Origin of the sequence: Streptosporangium sp. NPDC005286, from assembly GCF_040607515.1 — a bacterium.
GTDB lineage: Bacteria > Actinomycetota > Actinomycetes > Streptosporangiales > Streptosporangiaceae > Streptosporangium.
Window position 1 is genome coordinate 1 of the sequence record NZ_JBEXGU010000033.1, and the last position, 18401, is coordinate 18401.

General features: G+C 70.1%; 16 protein-coding genes, 4 tRNA genes and 1 riboswitch. Of the genes, 8 read left to right on the top strand and 12 right to left on the bottom strand.

The genetic code is table 11. The features are described 5' to 3' along the window. On the bottom strand, window positions 1-662 hold a 662-nt coding region (locus ABZU75_RS14950), incomplete at its 3' end, for a hypothetical protein (RefSeq protein WP_355554096.1). A gap of 279 nt (window positions 663-941) precedes the next feature. Here ABZU75_RS14950 and ABZU75_RS14955 point away from each other — a divergent pair. After that, window positions 942-1523: a hypothetical protein gene (locus ABZU75_RS14955; RefSeq protein ID WP_355554099.1), complete on the top strand. Its 582-nt coding sequence runs from the start codon at window positions 942-944 to the stop codon at window positions 1521-1523. Window positions 1524-1647: 124 nt separating this feature from the next. On the opposite strand, the gene ABZU75_RS14960 is transcribed toward ABZU75_RS14955, so the two are convergent. The 5 genes from ABZU75_RS14960 to ABZU75_RS14980 form a co-directional block, all read right to left on the bottom strand. After that, a tRNA-Val gene (locus ABZU75_RS14960) sits at window positions 1648-1719 on the bottom strand. Between the two features lie 14 nt (window positions 1720-1733). Then, a tRNA-Gly gene (locus tag ABZU75_RS14965) sits at window positions 1734-1805 on the bottom strand. A gap of 73 nt (window positions 1806-1878) precedes the next feature. Beyond that, a tRNA-Cys gene (locus ABZU75_RS14970) sits at window positions 1879-1949 on the bottom strand. 23 nt (window positions 1950-1972) lie between these two features. Further along, a tRNA-Gly gene (locus ABZU75_RS14975) sits at window positions 1973-2047 on the bottom strand. An 89-nt stretch (window positions 2048-2136) separates the two neighbouring features. Then, window positions 2137-4311 (bottom strand): N-acetylmuramoyl-L-alanine amidase, encoded by a 2175-nt coding sequence (locus ABZU75_RS14980; RefSeq protein WP_355554102.1) that lies wholly within the window; start codon window positions 4309-4311, stop codon window positions 2137-2139. Between the two features lie 153 nt (window positions 4312-4464). On the opposite strand from ABZU75_RS14980, the gene ABZU75_RS14985 reads away from it, so the two are divergent. From ABZU75_RS14985 to ABZU75_RS15015, 7 genes are all read left to right on the top strand, one after another. Then, window positions 4465-4740 (top strand): hypothetical protein, encoded by a 276-nt coding sequence (locus tag ABZU75_RS14985; RefSeq protein WP_355554105.1) that lies wholly within the window; start codon window positions 4465-4467, stop codon window positions 4738-4740. Window positions 4741-4751: 11 nt separating this feature from the next. Continuing rightward, window positions 4752-6572 carry a glutamine--fructose-6-phosphate transaminase (isomerizing) gene (gene glmS / locus ABZU75_RS14990; protein WP_355554108.1) on the top strand — a complete coding sequence of 607 codons (1821 nt, stop codon included), beginning with the start codon at window positions 4752-4754 and terminating at the stop codon, window positions 6570-6572. Window positions 6573-6677: 105 nt separating this feature from the next. After that, window positions 6678-7700, top strand: coding sequence for a tripartite tricarboxylate transporter substrate-binding protein (locus tag ABZU75_RS14995; protein WP_355554111.1), 1023 nt, complete (start codon window positions 6678-6680; stop codon window positions 7698-7700). A 4-nt stretch (window positions 7701-7704) separates the two neighbouring features. Further along, window positions 7705-7907: riboswitch (cobalamin riboswitch) on the top strand. A 115-nt stretch (window positions 7908-8022) separates the two neighbouring features. Next, complete coding sequence (locus tag ABZU75_RS15000) at window positions 8023-10278, top strand: ribonucleoside-diphosphate reductase subunit alpha (protein WP_355554114.1); 2256 nt, start codon at window positions 8023-8025, stop codon at window positions 10276-10278. A gap of 66 nt (window positions 10279-10344) precedes the next feature. After that, a complete protein-coding gene (locus ABZU75_RS15005) occupies window positions 10345-11340 on the top strand; it encodes a ribonucleotide-diphosphate reductase subunit beta (RefSeq protein WP_355554117.1) in 996 nt (331 codons plus the stop codon). Window positions 11341-11385: 45 nt separating this feature from the next. Further along, a complete protein-coding gene (locus tag ABZU75_RS15010; RefSeq protein WP_355554120.1) occupies window positions 11386-12501 on the top strand; it encodes a mechanosensitive ion channel domain-containing protein in 1116 nt (371 codons plus the stop codon). A 273-nt stretch (window positions 12502-12774) separates the two neighbouring features. Further along, window positions 12775-13575: an enoyl-CoA hydratase/isomerase family protein gene (locus ABZU75_RS15015; protein WP_355554124.1), complete on the top strand. Its 801-nt coding sequence runs from the start codon at window positions 12775-12777 to the stop codon at window positions 13573-13575. Here the strand turns inward: ABZU75_RS15015 and ABZU75_RS15020 are convergent. From ABZU75_RS15020 to ABZU75_RS15045, 6 genes are all read right to left on the bottom strand, one after another. Beyond that, the gene (locus tag ABZU75_RS15020) at window positions 13554-13925 is read right to left on the bottom strand and encodes a VOC family protein (RefSeq protein WP_355554127.1); all 372 of its coding nucleotides are present in this window, start codon (window positions 13923-13925) and stop codon (window positions 13554-13556) included. The genes ABZU75_RS15015 and ABZU75_RS15020 overlap by 22 nt on opposite strands. A 218-nt stretch (window positions 13926-14143) precedes the next feature. Next, complete coding sequence (locus ABZU75_RS15025) at window positions 14144-14869, bottom strand: TetR family transcriptional regulator (protein WP_355554130.1); 726 nt, start codon at window positions 14867-14869, stop codon at window positions 14144-14146. Window positions 14870-15116: 247 nt separating this feature from the next. Further along, on the bottom strand, window positions 15117-16988 hold the full coding sequence (locus ABZU75_RS15030; protein WP_355554133.1) for an ABC transporter ATP-binding protein: 1872 nt from the start codon (window positions 16986-16988) through the stop codon (window positions 15117-15119). Continuing rightward, complete coding sequence (locus tag ABZU75_RS15035; protein WP_355554136.1) at window positions 16985-17518, bottom strand: hypothetical protein; 534 nt, start codon at window positions 17516-17518, stop codon at window positions 16985-16987. Before ABZU75_RS15035 ends, ABZU75_RS15030 begins: the two co-directional genes overlap by 4 nt. Before the next feature lie 37 nt (window positions 17519-17555). Then, the gene (locus tag ABZU75_RS15040; protein ID WP_355554139.1) at window positions 17556-18086 is read right to left on the bottom strand and encodes a MauE/DoxX family redox-associated membrane protein; all 531 of its coding nucleotides are present in this window, start codon (window positions 18084-18086) and stop codon (window positions 17556-17558) included. Between the two features lie 115 nt (window positions 18087-18201). Beyond that, the gene (locus tag ABZU75_RS15045; RefSeq protein ID WP_350919974.1) at window positions 18202-18390 is read right to left on the bottom strand and encodes a hypothetical protein; all 189 of its coding nucleotides are present in this window, start codon (window positions 18388-18390) and stop codon (window positions 18202-18204) included. Window positions 18391-18401: the final 11 nt, after the last annotated feature.

Below are 18401 nucleotides of genomic sequence, written 5' to 3' on the forward strand. Positions count from 1 at the left end.
TAGCGTTCCAGGGCCTCCACCCGCGCGAGCACGGCGGCCTCGCTGGCGGCCAGGGCACGCTCCAGCGGCGCCATGGCCGCGATCACCTCGGGGCTCCTGCCGCCCCTGGCCAGGTGGCGGTGCCTGGCCCGCAGTGCGGAGAGCTTGGTCAGCAGCCGGGCGATCTCCCACTCCTCGGCGGGGAGCATCACCGAGTTGCGCACGCTGTCGAGCATGCCCATGGCGTTGACCCGGGAGCACACGATGAAGTCGATCGCCCGCTGGACCCGGCCGAGCAGGTTTCTGGCGTCGTGGTCGAAGTCCTCCAAGATCAGGAAGCGCCCCTGCCACTGCAGGGAGTGCCGGTACAGGACCCGCTCGATGGAGTCGGCGGGTGAGGGCTTCCTGGCGAGGTAGATCACCGTGAGGATGAGGAGGTAGAAACCGACCAGCAGGGTGAGCACGGCCGCGGACGTCGGGAGCGGGACGGCGCCGAGTGCCAATCCGGCCGCCGCGACCGCCGCCGAGCCGCCGAAGAGCCCTACGAGCACTCCCGGAACCCGGGGATCGTCGTCCTCCCTCGGGACACGTCCGGTGCGAAGGCGATAGAGCAGGGGCCCGTTACGACGGAGGAGTTCGGCGATGTCCCTCGGCACCTCAGGATCGACCACCACGCGCTGCACAGGCTTGCCCCCTTTGCCACGTTTCAAAAGCATAGCGATTAACGGTGTTTCAGGTTATGCGTCCTCCCATGGTGCCTCTTTTGGTGCCTCTTTGCCCGCCGGTGACGCGGGCCAAAAAGGTGATCGTGATGATTGTTCCGGACCCGAGGTCGCGTCAGGCGGGGTTCGGCCGGGGAAGTCCGGGTGAGAGCAGGCGGGGAGGGCCTTTCCCGGGCGCTCCGGAGGACCTCGCGAGGCCGAGGTTGTCGGAGGGGGACCAGGTACGACAAAGTGATCAAAATGAAGGAGCGGTTCGTTTCCGTCGTGGTCCTCGGGCTGGTCGTGTCCGGCTGCGGCTCCGAGGCGTCGCTCGGCCAGAGCGTGCTGGATCAGGCGCGGCGGCAGGGAGCGGCTCCGGAGCTGATCTACGCACTGGATCTGCCGGGGTACCGGCTGGCCGAGCAGTCGGTCGGCGTGATCGGGGACGACGGGTTCGGAGCCTTCTACTTCTCCGGGAGCGCGCGCGTTCAGCTGAGGGTCGACCGTGGCACGTTCGGCGACGCCCTGTGCGCGGACACACCGCTGATGGACGCGGACCCGCCGTCGGCGCCGGTGAGGTGCGAGCGTGACGAGGTGGGCCGGTACCGCTCGGGCGGGGGCCGCCATGAGTACACGGCGGTCCGAGCCGATCACCTCATCCGGTTGAACGGCCGCGTCGGTGAGGTCGACCGGGCCGCGCTGAAGGAGGCCGTGGCCGGAGCGCGGCAGGCGATCCCGGGCGGTTCCGGGACGCCCTCGCCGCCGCCCGGCCCGGTGGAGCGCGGCGATCTGCCGACCAGCGGCGACGGTGCGCCGAACAACGAGGTGGGACCCGGCGGTTGACCCGGGGGCCGTGCGGGATCCGGACGCCGGGGCCTCGCTCCTGTCGCTCGCGCGGGTGGCACGATGCGGGTGGCACGGCACCGGGAAACAGAAAATCCCAGGCCGAGGGCCTGGGATCTCTCGGTGGACGATACAGGGATTGAACCTGTGACCTCTTCCGTGTCAGGGAAGCGCTCTCCCGCTGAGCTAATCGTCCTCGGGTACCACCAGAGCGGAAGACGGGATTCGAACCCGCGACCCTCACCTTGGCAAGGTGATGCTCTACCACTGAGCCACTTCCGCATTTTGCTTCGGGTTTCCCCTCGGCGCTCGCACAACCCTACCGGATCCCGAGGGGTCCGTAGGTCGTGCGCTGAGGTGGAGACGGGATTTGAACCCGTGTAGACGGCTTTGCAGGCCGTTGCCTCGCCTCTCGGCCACTCCACCAGCCAGGTCCTGAAAGGACCTGCTGGAGCGGAAGACGGGATTCGAACCCGCGACCCTCACCTTGGCAAGGTGATGCTCTACCACTGAGCCACTTCCGCGTGCTCCCCGGAGACGACTCCGGGGCACGTGAAAACTCTAGCGCCTCCGCGGGGCGGATGCGCGCAGAGATCGGGTCTGACGAAGATCTTCACCTGCTGACCGGTTGGACGTCGGAGGCCCGGACGAACATGATCCGGTGCCCGAACTGGATCTGCCGGTAGCGGATCTCGCCCCTGACGACGCGGTGCTCGGCAGGATCGAAGGCGGCCGCCCGCAGGTACGAGGCACGGGTCGTCGGGCCGGAGCTGTAGACCTGCCCGGCGGGTATCGAGTACTGCAGCGGGGTCAGGGCCTGCACGGGGACGCCCACGGGGTAGGCGTGCGCCTTCGGATAGGCCCTGCCGTACACCTTGATCGGGGAGCGGCCGGGTCTGGGCGTCACCAGGGGGCCTGACGCGGGCAGGGAGGTGGGGGCCTCGGCGGGGTCGCTGAACCACGCCTTCCGGCCGAGGTACCAGATCGCGGTCCAGCCGTCCCTGCGCTCGGCGAGCGCGTACCGCTGGCCGCTGGAGGCGCGGGCGGCGTGGTCGTAGACGCTGTACGTGGAGTCGCCGGTGGGGTGCTTGCCGATATCGGAGACCAGTGGCGCGGTGTGGGAGGGGCGGGTGTGCAGCCAGACCGAGGAGGCGCCCAGGCTGCGGCACCCTCCGGGACAGCCGGTGAAGTTCGGGCTGTTGGTGCCGTAGTCGGGCTTGATCAGCACCGAGCGCGCGGCGTCACCGCCGGAGGCGCGCAGCGGGCTGCCGAGCAGTTCGAAGTAGTGGCTCCAGTCCCAGTACGGGCCGGGGTCGTCGTGCATGCCGCCCACGGTCTCCGGGGTGGTGCCCGGCACGTTGTCGTGTCCCAGGATGTGCGCCCGGTCGAGAGGGACGTCGTACTTGGCCGCGAGGTGGCGTACCAGTCTGGCCGAGGCCCGGTACATCGCCTCGGTGAACCAGGATCCGCCCCTGGCCAGGTAGCCCTCGTGCTCCAGGCCGATGGAGCGGGAGTTGACGTACCAGTTTCCGGCGTGCCAGCCGATGTCCCTGGCCCGTAGGTGCTGGGCGATGTGGCCGTCGCTGGAGCGGATGGTGAAGTGCCAGCTCAGGTATTCGGGGTCCTTGACCAGGCGGGTCATCGCGTCGTAGCTCGTCTCGCCGTCGTGGATCACGATGTAGTCGATCTTCCGGGGGCCGTCGGAGCGGTCGTGGTTGCCGTAGCCGCCGCCCTTGAGCCGCCGGTAGACGGCGGGGAGCCACTCGCAGGAGACGTTCCTCGGGCAGTCGGGCCCCGCAGTGGTTCCCGCAGTGACTCCCGCGACGGGAGCCGCCGTGGGTTTCGCCGTGGGTCTCGCCGTGGGTCTCGCCGTGGGCAGGGGGGAGGGGGCCGCGGCGATCTTCGTGGCAGGCTCCGTCGCGGGTTTCACGACGATGTCCGTGACGGGTGCGGGGGTGGGGGTGGGGATGGGGCCGTGCGCGCGGCGCTGTGCCATCGGAGCGGGCGGTTCGGGGAGTGGCGCCCGCGGTGCGGAAAGTCCCGGCGTCGCGGGCAGCACCACCCGTTCGCCGTCGTCGGTCACCCGCGCGGCACCGGCCTGGATCGTCGCGTAGACCTCGTCGGCGAAGGACCGTGCCGCCTCCGTTCCCGCGGCGCCCTCTTCCGGTACGCCGGGATAGCGGGCCACCGCGTCGTACCAGCCTGCCGGGCCGGCGCCGGGGCTCCCGCCGGTGCGGCGCCGGTAGTCGGCGAGCAGCGCGGCACCGCCCATGATGTTGGCGGAGGGGTCCTCGCGCAGCCGGCGAAGGGGCAGGCCGGTCAGTTCCGAGGCCCGTCGCAGGGTGTCCTGGGGCGGGGCCGGCGCGACGGGCGGAAGGGCGATCACGCGCGGCCGGGTCTCGTCGCCGCGCGGGTCCTCGCCGACGCCGTGCGGCCGGCCCGGCCTGGCCCGGCCGTCGACCAGATGCATCGGGCCGTAGCCGGCGGAGACGCTGGGCAGCCCGTGGTGGCCCTCCCAGCGGGACTCCAGGTAGGAGACCGCGAGCAGCACGCTCTCCGGCACCCCGTACGTCCGCGCCGCCTTCGCGAAGGCGGCCTGCCTGCCGGACCGCGCACCCGTTCCCGCCGATGGCGGCGTGCCGGCGCCGGGGGAGGTCGCGGTCGTGGCGGATGCCGGGCGCTTCCGGGGCCGTGTCACCTGATCCCCCGGGTGTGCCGCCTGTGCTGGGACGGCCGAGACCAGTACGGCGAGAGCGGCGACGACGGTGATCCCCGGCAGGCGGCGCATGATGGTTCCTCCCCCTCTGATGGCTACTTAGAGTTATCAGAGATTGCCGACTGTCGCGCGTTGTGGCGGGGTTGCGGCATTGTGGAGATTCTCTGCCCGAAATCGGGCAGAAAACTTGGTGTGCTCTCTCCCGGATGCGTATGGTCCTGCTCTGTGCCCACGACACGGCATCCGTATGAGGATCTGATCACTCACCTGACCCGGACGAGCGCCCTCGGCCCGGGCGAAGCGGCGCGAGTCGTCGCCGACGTGCTGGCCTACTTCTCCGAACCTCTTGAGGAGTTCGTCAGGCGGCGTCACGCGGAGCTCAAGGGGAGAGGGCTGGTCAATGACGAGATCTTCCCCAGGCTGGCCGCCGAACTGGCGGTACGCCGTGTCGCGGCACCCGAACTCTCCCTGCGCCAGCTGCGCCGGATCGTCTATGGATAAGGAACGGTTACATGTGTGGAATCGTGGCCTATGTAGGGCCCAAGGACGCGGCCCCCATCCTGCTGGAGGGTCTGCAGCGTCTTGAGTACCGGGGCTACGACTCGGCCGGGGTGGTGGTCTCCAACAAGGGTCTGAAGATGCGCAAGGTCAAGGGCCGGGTGGCCGACCTGGCGGCGGTCGTGCCCGCGCGGTTCAAGGGCGGGCTGGGCATCGGCCACACCCGCTGGGCCACCCACGGCGCGCCCAGTGACGTCAACGCCCACCCTCATCTGTCCACCGACGAGCGCATCGCCGTCGTGCACAACGGCATCATCGAGAACGCCGACGAGCTGCGCGCCAAGCTGGAGGCCGACGGCGCGATCTTCCTGTCGGAGACCGACACCGAGGTGCTCTCGCACCTGATCGCCCGTACGGTCAAGGAGGCCGACTCCCTGGAGGAGGCCGTCAGGACCGCGCTCAAGCGGGTCGTCGGCACGTACGGCATCGCGGTGATCGACTCCGAGCGCCCCGGCGAGGTGGTGGTGGCCCGCAACGGAAGCCCCATCGTGCTGGGCATCGGTGAGAAGGAGATGTTCGCCGCGTCGGACGTCGCCGCGCTGGTCCGCTACACCCGCCAGGTGGTCCACCTGGAGGACGGCGAGATCGCCGTGCTCAAGGCGGACGGGTTCAACACCTTCGCCAGCGACGCGCGGGAGACGGCCAAGGAGACGCTGACCGTCGACTGGGAGGCGGGGCACTACGACACGGGCGGTTACGAGCACTACCTGCTCAAGGAGATCTCCGAGCAGCCCGACACCGTGGCCAGGACGCTTCGCGGCCGTCTGGACGACCGCTTCCACATCGCCCACCTGGGCGGCCTCGACATGGACGCGCGGGAGACCCGCTCGTTCCGCCGGGTGAAGATCATCGGCTGTGGTTCCGCGTACTACTCGGGCCAGATCGGCGCGCAGCTCATCGAGGAGCTGGCGCGCATCCCGGCCGACGCGGAGCCGGCCAGCGAGTTCCGCTACCGCAGCCCGGTGGTGGAGGCGGACACCCTGTATGTGGCGATCAGCCAGTCGGGGGAGACCTACGACACCCTCGCCGCCGTCCAGGAGCTCAAGCGCAAGGGCGGCCGGGTGCTCGGCATCGTCAACACCGTGGGCAGCGCGATCGCCCGTGAGTGCGACGGCGGCGTCTACCTGCACGCGGGGCCCGAGGTCTCGGTGGCGAGCACGAAGGCGTTCACCTCGACCGCCGTGGCCTTCGCGCTGCTCGCACTGCACCTCGGCCGGGTGCGTGACCTGTCCCCCGCCGACGGCCGCCGGATCTGCGAGGGCCTGCGGAGGCTGCCGGACCAGATCAAGGAGATCCTGACGCTGGAGCCGCGGCTCAAGGAGCTGGCGCAGAAGTACGCCGGGGCGCCGAGCATGATGTTCGTGGGCCGGGTCCGGGGATATCCGGTGGCCCGCGAGGGCGCGCAGAAGCTCAAGGAGATCTCCTACGTGCACGCCGAGGCGTACCCGGCCAGCGAGCTCAAGCACGGGCCGCTGGCGCTGATCGGCCCGGACATGCCGACCGTGGCGATCGTCCCCGACGACGAGCTGCTGGACAAGAACCTCACCACGCTGGGTGAGATCCGCGCCCGGGGCGGCCGGGTGCTCATGGTCGGTCACCGCACGGCCGACCCCAAGCTGGCGGACGACTGCGTCGTGGTGCCCAGGAACGAGACCGAGCTGGACCCGATCCTGCTGTCGATCCCGCTCCAGCTCTTCGCCTACCATGCCGCCGTGGCACTGGGGCGGGACGTCGACAAGCCCCGCAACCTGGCCAAGAGCGTCACGGTGGAGTGAGACGGCTCCCGGGGCGGCCGCCGGTGGTGGCCGCCCCCGGTCTGTAACAGATAGTGATAAGGAGGTAACCTATGGTATAGGGGGTTCTTGGGGGAAGGGGCGCTTATGCGCCGTAGGAGGTTTTTCGCGCTGGTGGCGGGTGCCATGGTCGTCGCGGGCTGTGACCTGAACGGTGACTCCGCCGACTCGGCCGTGGGCCGCCTGAGCATCCTCGAACCCACCGCCGACGGCCACGGCTGGGACGGGATCGCGGGCAGGCTCGCCTCCGTCCTGGTCCTGTCGGGGCTGGCGCGCTCCGCCATGGCCGTCGAGCGGCCGGGAGCCCTGGGTTCCGTCCCGCGTGACGCGTTCGGCGCCGTACACGGCTCGTTCACACGCGAGGGCAGGGTGCTCGTCACCGCGATGCCGATGGTGACGGCCGCGGAGATCGCCAACACCGCCGCGGTGGTGGACGCCACCACCCCTCTCGCCCGCCTGGTCGGCGACTGGACGGTCCTGGTCGTCCCCTCGGACTCCCACCTGCGCACCTTCGAGGACTTCGCCGCGGAGCTGCGCCGCAACCCGGCGGTGCTGACGGTCGGCGGCCGGCCGGAGGGCGGTTCCGACCACGTGCTCTACGGCATGATCGGCAAGTGCCTCGGGGTGGACGCCCGGTTGCTGGAGTACGCGGGGTTCCTCGGCGCCGAGGATGCCGCCGAGGCGCTCCAGGTCGGACGGGTGGCGGCCCTGCTGGGGTCGGCCCGCGCCCTGCGGCCCGAGATCACCGCGGGCCGCCTGCGTCCCCTGGTGGTCTCCTCGGGCAGCCGGCTCGACGGGATCGACGCGCCGACGCTCCTGGAGGTCGAGGTCCGGCTGGAGTACAGCGACTGGTGCGGCCTGCTGGGACCCAAGGGCATGAGCCAGACGGACCGGGACGCCGCGATCGCCCTGTGTGACAGGATCGACGCCGCGCCGCGCTGGCGCGCCCTGTGCGCGGCCAATGGATGGAGCCGGGTCTACCTCAGCGGTGACGACTTCCGCCAGTGGCTCTTCACCGAGACGGCCCGCACCCGCGGGGTGCTTCACGAGCTCGGGCTACTGAAGTCCTCCGACACAACTTGTTGGGGTAGTTGCGTCAGACGCCCCTAGATGTAGGATCCTGCTCGTTGCTGGTTCGCCCCGGGAGGGGCGAGGCAAGAGGGAACCCGGTGAGATTCCGGGACTGCCCCGCAGCGGTGAACGGGAACGAAAGCCGTCATGTGAGCACTGGGTGAACCATGCCCGGGAAGCGACGGCCGGTAGGCATGCGCAGGGCGCCCGTGAGTCCGAAGACCTGCCGGCGACGTGATTGTCCAGGGCCTCGTGGGAGGGCCCGCGGAACGAGGCGGTCCGGCGTGCCCGGGATCGCTCGCGGACGCGTGCCCCTCCGGCGGAGCCGTACGGGGAAGTCAGAGCGAGCGAGGAACACCACGTGACACAGGCCTTGGCAGAGACCGCAGCAGGGATCGCGGCGGGAACCGTGGCGGAGAACGCCGGGAACGCGCCGGTCGATCGCAGGCTGGCCATCGACGAGGCGGCGGCCCGGGTGATCACCGACCCCGAGAACTCCAGGGTCGCCGCCGCGCTGCTGGCCGAGCTGATCGCCGACGAGGCCGCCGAGCACGGCGTCCGCGACTTCTCCGAGTCGGTCGCCGCGACGCACGAGGCGGGGCTGATCGCCGACGGGCTCGCGGAGTTCGTGGCCGCCCACGCCGGAGTCCTGGACGCGCTCATCGAGCCGGACGCCGACGCCAGATTCGAGTACTTCGGGCTGCGTACCGTCTACGACCGCTACCTGCTGCGTCACCCGCGCACCCGCAAGGTGCTGGAGCGCCCGCAGCACTTCTTCCTCCGGGTGGCCTGCGGCCTGTCCGAGACCGTCGAGGAGGCCGCCGAGCTGTACGCGCTCATGGCCACCCTGTCCTACCTGCCCAGCTCGCCCACGCTGTTCAACTCCGGCTCGCGCAGGCCCCAGCTCTCCTCGTGCTTCCTGCTCGACTCGCCCCGCGACGAGCTGGAGGCCATCTACGAGCGCTACGGGCAGGTCGCGCGGCTGTCGAAGTACGCCGGGGGCATCGGGATCGCCTGGAGCCGGATCCGCTCGCGGGGCTCGCTGATCCGCGGTACCAACGGCCATTCCAACGGCATCGTGCCCTGGCTGCGCACCCTGGACGCAAGCGTCGCCGCGGTCAACCAGGGCGGCCGCCGCAAGGGCGCGGCCTGCGTCTACCTGGAGCCCTGGCACGCCGACATCGAGGAGTTCCTCGAACTGCGCGACAACACCGGCGAGGAGGCCCGCCGCACGCACAACCTGAACCTGGCCAACTGGATCCCCGACGAGTTCATGCGCCGGGTCGAGGCCGACGGCGTGTGGTCACTGTTCGACCCCAAGGAGGTCCCGCACCTCACCGACCTGTACGGCGCCGCGTTCGACGACGCCTACCGGGCCGCCGAGGCCGAGGGCCGGTTCACCGCGCAGCTCCCCGCCCGCACCCTGTACGGCCGGATGATGCGCACGCTCGCCCAGACCGGCAACGGCTGGATGACCTTCAAGGACGCGGCCAACCGGACCTCCAACCAGACGGCCAGGCCGGAAAACGTCATCCATCTGTCGAACCTCTGCACCGAGATCCTCGAGGTCACCAGCGACGCCGAGACCGCGGTCTGCAACCTCGGCTCGATCAACCTGGCCGCCCACCTGTCCGGGGAGTCCGGAGACGGGATCGACTGGGCGCGGCTGCGCGCGACGGTCCGCACCGCCGTGCGGTTCCTCGACCGCACCATCGACCTGGGCTTCTACCCGACCCCCGAGGCCCGGGCCGCCAACCAGAGGTGGCGCCCGATCGGGCTCGGCGTGATGGGCCTGGCCGACGTGCTGTTCACGCTGCGGCTGCCGTTCGACTCGCCGCGGGCGCTGGAGCTGTCCACCCGGATCTCCGAGGAGATCGCGCTGGCCGCCTACCGGACCTCCTCGGACCTGGCCGCGGAGCGGGGCCGCCACCCCTCGTACCAGGAGACCAGGGCCGCCGCCGGGGTGCTCCACCCCGACCACTACGGGGCCGCGACGTCGGCCGCGTGGACGGAGCTCAGGGAGCGGATCGCCGGAACGGGGCTGCGTAACTCGCTGATGATCGCGATCGCGCCCACGGCCACGATCGCCTCCATCGCCGGTTGCTACGAGTGCATCGAGCCGCAGGTCTCCAACATCTTCAAGCGCGAGACCCTCTCGGGTGAGTTCCTCCAGGTCAACCGCTATCTCGTCGCCGACCTGCGGGCCCGGGGGCTGTGGACCTCGCGGATCCGTGACGCGATCAAGCGCGCCGACGGCTCCGTCCAGGACATTCCCGAGATCCCCGCCGACCTGAAGCTGCTCTACCGGACCGCCTGGGAGCTGCCGCAGAAGGCGCTGATCGACCTGGCCGCCGCACGCACCCCGTACATCGACCAGTCGCAGTCGCTGAACCTGTTCATGGCCACGCCGACCATCGGCAAGCTCTCCTCGATGTACGCCTACGCCTGGAAGTCGGGCCTGAAGACCACCTACTACCTGCGCTCGCGCCCGGCCACCCGGATCGCGCAGGCCACCGTGGCGGCACCGGTGGCCGGGGAGGTCCCCGTCCCCGTCCTCGACCCCCAGGCCGTCGCCTGCTCCCTGGAGAACCCCGAGTACTGCGACGCCTGCCAGTAGACCTGCCGGCGGCCCGTCCCGAGGGCACCCCGTCACCCCTCAGCCACTCCGAAAGGCATTTTCCCGATGTTGCTCGACCCCGGCATGGATCTCACCCTGCGGCCGATGCGCTACCCCGAGTTCTACGAGCGCTACCGGGCCGCGATCCGCAACACCTGGACCGTCGAGGAGGTGGATCTCGCCTCCGACCTGGCGGACCTGGCGAGGATGACGCCCGAGGAGCGTCACCTGATCAACCGCCTCGTGGCGTTCTTCGCCACCGGCGACTCGATCGTGGCCAACAACCTCGTCCTCAACCTCTACCAGCACCTCAACGCCCCCGAGGCGCGTCTCTATCTCAGCAGGCAGCTGTTCGAGGAGGCGGTGCACGTCCAGTTCTACCTGACCCTGCTGGACACCTACCTGCCCGATCCCGATGAGCGGGTCAAGGCGTTCGCCGCGGTCGAGCACATCCCCTCGATCCGCGACAAGGCGGAGTTCTGCTTCCGCTGGATCGACTCGCTCGGCGGGCTGACCCGGCTGGAGACCAGGGAGGACCGGCGGACGTTCCTGCTCAACCTGATCTGCTTCGCGGCGTGCATCGAGGGCCTGTTCTTCTACGGGGCCTTCGCCTACGTCTACTGGTTCCGCGCCAGAGGGCTGCTCAGCGGCCTGGCCACCGGGACGAACTGGGTCTTCCGTGATGAGTCCATGCACATGGAGTTCGCCTTCGGTGTCGTGGAGACCGTGCGGGCCGAGGAGCCCGGCCTGTTCGACGACAAGCTCACCGAGCAGGTCACCCGGATGATCGAGGAGGCGGTGGCGGCCGAACTGGCCTTCGCGGCCGACCTGTGCGGCGACGGTCTGCCGGGAATGGGGGTGGAGCAGATGCGGCGCTACCTTGAGTACGTGGCCGACCAGCGGCTGGTCAGGCTCCAGATGCCCGTCCGGTACGGCACGGCCAACCCGTTCGCGTTCATGGAGTTGCAGGACGTGCAGGAGCTGGCCAACTTCTTCGAGCGGCGGGTTTCGGCCTACCAGATAGCCGTCGAGGGGAATGTCGCTTTCGACGAGTCCTTCTGATTGGCTGATGGTCCGGGGAAGAGAGCGACGAAGGGGAAGTCGTCAGTGTCCAGCTGGGTCATCATGATCATTTCCGTGGCCGCCGCGGTCGTGGCGGTGGAGGTGGTGCGCAGGGTGCTGCGCTCACGGCTGATCGGTGAGAAGTGGGCGCTCGCCGGTCCGGTCGTGAGTCGCTGCACCTGGCCGGGGTTCGCCATGGCCGCCGTGGCGACCGCCTACACCGCCTACGAGCCCGGTATGGCGGAGGGCTCGGTCAGCCAGGTGATCGACCGCGGCCTCAGCGTGGCGATGATCGGGTGCGCTACCTGGCTGGTCATCCAGGCCGCCTACGCCGTCACCGACGTGGTCCTGGACCGCCTGGTCACGGTCCAGGGCGAGGGCAACCGCAGGGCACGCCGCATCCGCACCCAGATCACCCTGGTCCGCAGGGTCGCCTCGGCGGTGATCATCGTGGTGGCGCTGGGCGCGATGCTCTTCACCTTCCCCCAGGTACGGGCGCTCGGCGCCGGTCTGCTGGCCTCGGCCGGGATCGCCGGCGTCGTCGTCGGCATCGCCGCCCAGTCGACACTGGGCAACCTGCTCGCCGGCCTTCAGCTGGCCTTCAGCGACGCGCTCCGCCTGGACGACGTCGTCGTGGTGAAGGGCGAGTGGGGCCGCATCGAGGAGCTCAGCCTGACCTACGTGGTGCTGCGGCTGTGGGACGAGCGCCGGCTGGTCCTGCCCGTCTCCTACTTCACGACCAACCCGTTCGAGAACTGGACCCGGCACAGCAGCAGGGTGATCGGCCACGTGTTCATCCGGGTCGACTGGTCGGTGCCGGTCGAGGAACTGCGCACCGAGCTCTACCACGCCCTGCGCGTGCACCCGCTCTGGGACCAGAAGGACTGGACCATCCAGGTCACCGACACCCTTCCCAACGGGCTGCTGGAGTTGCGCGCCCTGATGAGCGCCGCCGACTCCGCCAGCGCCTGGGACCTCAAGTGCGACATCCGCGAGCACCTGGTGGCCTTCGTCCGCGAGAAGTATCCCCAGGCTCTGCCTCGCTTCCGGGTCGAGAATCCGCCCATGCCCGCCACCCTTCCCGGGACGCTCACCGGCCTGACGACGCCGGCACCGGGGCGTTCCGGCGATGAGGATGGCGATCGGCCGGCTCCGTCCTGAGGCGACCGGTCTCTTGGGCCGGCCGCGTCGGGTGGGCCGGCCGCGTCGGGAGTGCGGTCCGGAGGCGTCCCGCGATGTCCGGTGGGCCGAGTCCTCCGGATGTCTCGGATACCGAGGTCGCGGCGGCACCCGTCGCGGCCACCGCGGACGTTCGGGCGCGGTGCCGCACAGGAGTGCTCACTGAGAGGGGTAAATGATGCTGAACATGTGGTTTCTCATGCTTTGGGGTGGTCTGACGACAAGATCATGAAGCGTACCGGGAGAATCTATCCCGTGCAGATCTCCGAAGGCTTTGAACTGTCCGTTGACCAGCATGTCGCCACATTGAGGATCAACCGCCCAGAGAAGCGCAACGCGCTGAGCGCGGCCATGTGGCGGGCCCTGCCCACGCTACTCGCGCCGCTGGCGGACGATCCGGCCGTGCGGGTGCTGGTGCTCACCGGGGCGGCGGGTACCTTCTGTTCCGGGGCCGACATCTCGGAGGTCGCCGAACTCGCCGGCAACGGCGACGAGAGCGGCGATGACACGGGGGCGACGGTCGCCGCGGAACGGGCGCTGGCGGAGTTCCCCAAACCGGTGATCGCGATGATCGAGGGCTTCTGCGTGGGCGGCGGCTGCCAGCTCGCCCTCGCCTGTGACCTGCGCCTGGCCGCCGAGGGAGCCCGTTTCGGCATCACTCCCGCCAAGCTCGGCATCGTCTACCCGCCGAGCTCCACCCGCCGCCTCACCGCCGCCGTCGGCCCGTCCACCGCAAAGTTCCTGCTCTTCTCCGCGGAGCTCATCGGTGCCGACCGTGCTCTGCGCACCGGCCTGGTGGACGAGGTCCTGCCGGCAGCGGAGCTGTCCGAGCGCGTGTACGGCCTCGCCCGCACCCTGGCCGGCCGCTCCCAGCTGACGGTGGCCGCCGCGAAGGAGATCGTGGACGGCCGCGCCGACGAGGCGCGCTTCCTGCTGTGGCAGAAGGAGGCGCGTGAGGAGGTCACCGAGGGCGTCGCGGCCTTCCTCGAACGTCGTCCGCCCCGCTTCACCTGGACCGGCCCGGGGCGGGGCGGTCAGTCGGACATGACCTCGTAGAGGTTGCCCGTCTCGTCCGCGAAGAACAGGCCGCGCGGGCGGAGTGGATGGTCGATCCGCCCGTTGTCGTGGTGGGCGGGGTGGTTGCCGTACGGCACGCCCCGGTCCTTGAGCCGGGCGAGGATCCCGTCGAAGGTGGCCGGGTCGACGTCGAAGGCCAGGTGGTGCCCTTCGGGGTCTTCCACGGTCATGAAGTCGAGGGTGAGGGACCCGTTCACCCGGACCGGGGCGAAGTGACCGTGTGCTCCGGCGGGCGGCAGGCACTCCAGGTTCATGATGCCCGCGAAGAAGTCGGCCGCCTCCTGCTTGTCGAGCGCGGGCACGATGGTGTGGTTCAACGTGATCGTCATTGCGGGGCCTTTCGGTGGGGTCTTCGGAGATCGTCCGAGGACGGGGCAGACGGGTGCGGTCAGGTGAGATCGGGGTGGAGTGGGCAGGGGAGGTGACCGCCGGGCACCCGGTAGGCCGCGACGCCCTCCTTCGGCCGTGACGCTCCGAAGCGGCGGCCCCGGGTGTCGGCCGGGCGGATGAGACCGAGCGAGACCGGGCCGGCCCACGGCGAGCCGGCTCAGGTCAGGGCACCGTGGACGAACACGTCGACGAGGTCGGCACTCAGCTCGGGGACGCCCTCCGGCTGGCGGGCGCCGGCGAACACCATGGCGAGGAAGAGCGCGGCCAGGCGTTCCGGGGGCAGCCGGAGGGAGTCGCGCTCGGGCTCGAACAACTCGGCCAGCGCCCTGCGGGTCTCCCTGAACGAGGACTCCCGGTCAAGCCGGGCCGCATCCTCGCGCTCCGGTGACGGATCTCCCTCCCCTCGGCCCGGGGCGGGCGTTCCGGCCTCCCGCTCCGGCGGAGAGGGCGCGCCCGCAGGGGCCCGGGACGCCGCCTCGGGGCCTCGAGGGGGAAGCCGCACACCGGGGCGGTCGCGAGGGCGGCGCCCTGAGGCGTGCAGGGCGGCGATGACGGTGCCGATCCGGGCCATGTGCGCCCGCATCGCGTCGGCGGCCTCGACGAGGCGCCCGGTCAGTGGCTGGTCGAGCGGGATCGCGGCGAGCTGTTCCAGCACCTGGTCCGGGCGGAGCGCCTCGGCCATGCAGGCGTCGAGCAACTCGTCCTTGTCGGTGAACGCCCGGAAGATCGTGGCCTCGCCGATTCCGGCGGCTCTGGCGATCTGGGCGGTGGTCACCGCGGCGCCGTACTCGGCGACCAGGGGGAGAGCGACGGCCACGATCATCTGGCGGCGCCGCTCCGGGCTCATTCCCGGCGCGCGCCGTCGGGCGGTGGTGGTTTCCATACTTCCAGTTTGCGGAGTGAGTGCTCACTCCGTCAATGGCTCCTGACCCACAGGTAGGGAAGCCGCCACCAGCCGCCATCTGTGAAGCGGTGAGCTTGGCCATGGTGACGGGGTGAAAGCCGAGGACGTCAGCAACGATGGGGGCCGGGCTGTCCTGGATGTGCCGACGGATCGCGGCTCCCCGGGCGGCGATGGCCGGAACGCCCATGCGGGTGATCTGCTTGGCGAGCCATTCGGGGGCACCCGGTCACTGAACGCCGGCATCCTCGCGATAGCCCCTGGCCTGCACCTCGAACAGCTGGGAGTATCCTCCGCTCGCGGCCATGAGGTCGTCGTGCGTTCCCTGCTCGACGATCCGGCCGTCGCCGAGTACGACGATCAGGTCCGCGTCGCGGACAGAACCGAGCCGGTGCGACACGAGCAGGCTGGTGCGCCCCATGCGATGCTCGCGCAGCCGCCGGTGCATCTCGTACTCGGCCTGCGCGTCCAGACCCGAGCTGGGTTCGTCGAGGATGAGCAGGTCGCGCCGCTCGCGCACCATCGTGCGGGCCAGGGCCAGACGCTGCCACTGGCCTCCGGAGAGCAGCACCCCGGTCTGCGTGTCCTCCTCCTCGTCCCCGAAGAAAATCCGGCTCAGCAGCGTGTCGTAGCCTCGGGGCAGCGCCTCGACGATGTCGTGGACGTCCGCCATCTCGGCGGCGGCCTGGATCCTGGCGCGGTCGGACAGAGCCTCGATCTCCCCCACCCCGATGTTCTCCGCCGCGGTCAGGTCGTAGCTCATGTAGTCCTGGAAGAGCACGCCCATCCTGGCGCGCAGTTCGGCAGGTGGTACGGCGCGCAGGTCCACGCCGTCCCAGAGGATCGATCCCCGGGACGGATCGTAGAACCGGCACAGCAGCTTGATCAAAGTGCTCTTGCCGGCCCCGTTGAGCCCCACCAGCGCGACCGACGTGCCGTGCGGGATCGTCAGGTCGACTCCCCGCAGCACCCATGGGTGGCTCTCGTCGTATCGGAACCACACATCGCGCAGCTCGATGCCCCGCCGCAGCGCGGGCAGCGTGGCGGCCGACCCCTCCGTGGAGCGACGCGGCGACGGCAGGTCGTCGGGCAGCGATGTCACCTGATCGTGGTAACCGAACAGGGACAGCGCCTGACGGGCGTTGGCCACGTTCTCCACCACCGAGATCAGTGCACCCTGCGTTCCGGCCACGGAGGCGGCGAACGCGGTCACGTCGCCGAGGCTCAACCGGCCGTCCACCGCCGCGTACACCGCCCAGATCAACCCCACGCCGCTGACCGCGGCGGAGAGCGTCGCGAGCAGCGACTGGGTGAGCGCCTCCCGCCGGTCCAGCCGCCGCTCACCGGCCTGGACGGTGGCCAGCTCTCCGAACATCCGATCCTTGAGGAAGCCGCCCAGCCCGAAGAGCCGGACCTCTTTCGCGGCCTGCACGTCGGTGATCATGGAGGAGTAGAAGAGCTGCCGCCGGATCGACGTGGACTGCCCGGCGATCATCATCATCCGCCGCTTCTCCAGCGACATCCGGGCGACCAGGGCGGGAATCGCCGCCAGCGCCACCAGTCCCGCCATGAGCGGGCTCAGCACGGCCAGGGCGGCCAGGAGGCTGACCAGCGTGATGGCATTGCGCCCGATGTCGAACAGACCCGAGGTGATGGGCGCCAACGTGCTTCCCGAAGCCTGGGTGGCCAGGCGCAGCCCGTCCAGAAACGCCGGATTCTCGAACCTCGACAGGCCCTGGAATCCGTTTACCGCCGTGTACAGGCGGTCCTGCATCAGGCGATCCAGCCTGCGCTCCGACTCGGCCCGCAGGTACATGATGAGCTGCGGCAGCACCCCGGAGACCAGCCCGATGGCGGTGAGGCCGCTGACCGGCAGCAGTACGTGGTCGGGGCGACCGGTCGCCAGCTCGTCGATGAGAAGCTTCGTCATCCACACGGTCCCCACGGGCAGCAGGCCGCCGACGACGGTGACCGCCAACTGGGACGCCGCCAGACCGGGTCCGGCCCGCCAGCACAGTGACGTCACCGTGCCGACAGCTCGCAGCAGCCGCCGCAGCCGGCCCTCACCTGGCTTCGCGTCGGAGGCCAGGGATGCCGTCACTTCGCCGACGCCATCTCGGCGAGGGTCGTGAGTTCCGTCTGCGCCGCCACGATCGTGCCGTCCGGGCCGACGCGCAAGAACGTCGGGAAGGCTTCGACGCCGACCGCCTTCACCAGGCTGTCGGCGCGTTCGGCCGTGATGACGCTCGACACGTCGGCAACCATCTGGACAAGGTCGTCGGCCCTCGGACCGGCACCGGAGATGACCGCCATGGCAGCCTGGGTGCGGGCCGTGACGGCGAACTGTGGCGCGTGCTCGTGGCACGCGTCGCAGTTGACGTCGAAGAACGCCACGAGTCGCGGCCGGTCGACACCGTCGGTGTCGGCGTCGGTGTCGGCGTCGGTGCCGGTCCAGGGCAGGGTGCGTCCGACCAGGACTCCCGGGTCGTAAGGAGCGAACCGCGTCCCTCCGGCGAGGCGCGCCAGCTCGGCGGTGTGCTCGCGAAGGCGGCGCAGCACCGCGAAGGTGAGCAGCAGGTCGAGGACGCAGAGCACGCCGACCAGCACGACGGCGGCGATCAGGAAAGTCATCGGACAACCTCACTTAAGGACGTCAGGCGCAGGCACATCAGTGCGGCGAGCCGGAAGTGGTGAACAGGTCCATCAGGTCGTCGAGGCGCACCACGATCAGGACGCCCACGGCGGCGGTGGCCAGCGCGAGTGCGACACCGGCCGGGTGCGCCGCGGGCCCGGTGCCGCCGACGGCGGCACCGGCCGCCAGTCCGACGCAGCCGATCGCCGTCAGAACGAGATTGCGTACCACGTGTGTCCGGCCCAGCGGGGTGACGGAAGCGCCGAAGCACCGGCACGGCGTGTGCCGCCCCCGTCGCAAGGCGACCGAGATACCGACGGTCAGGACGATGAGCAACGCCGTCGCCGCCGCGAAGCCCAAAAGCAGGGTGTACGGCAGCACGAGTGCGAGGATCACCACGGCCTCCGCCCCCAGCACGGCGTACGCCGCCACCACGGACCTCGCGCGCGGGAACATCCCGAGGGCCACGATCGAGGCCACGAACTCGTCGAGCGCCGCCCGCCCGCGCACCTTGCCCGCCAGCGCGATCACGAAGACGCCGGCCAGCAACGCCTGGCATGCGATCATCAGATAGAGCATCTTCACCGTCTCACAAGTCGTACTGTCCGGCGTGTTTCGCGGATCCCCGTGTGGTGAGGATCCGCGAAACACGCTCGGAGTCCGGACTACAAGTTTGACTCGGTCAGCACTTTCCGTGCTTCTCGCAGCCCTGCACGCAGCCGGTCGTACCGCCGACGACGTAGCAGAGCTTGGCGTATCTGGTCGTCCCGTAGCAGTAGCAGGTCTGCCAGAAGGAGGCATCAGCCTTCGCGGTCGCCTTCGGCACCAGCTTCCCGAGGAGGTGGTCGCCGAGCTTTCCCAGAACGTTCATGTGGATTCAGT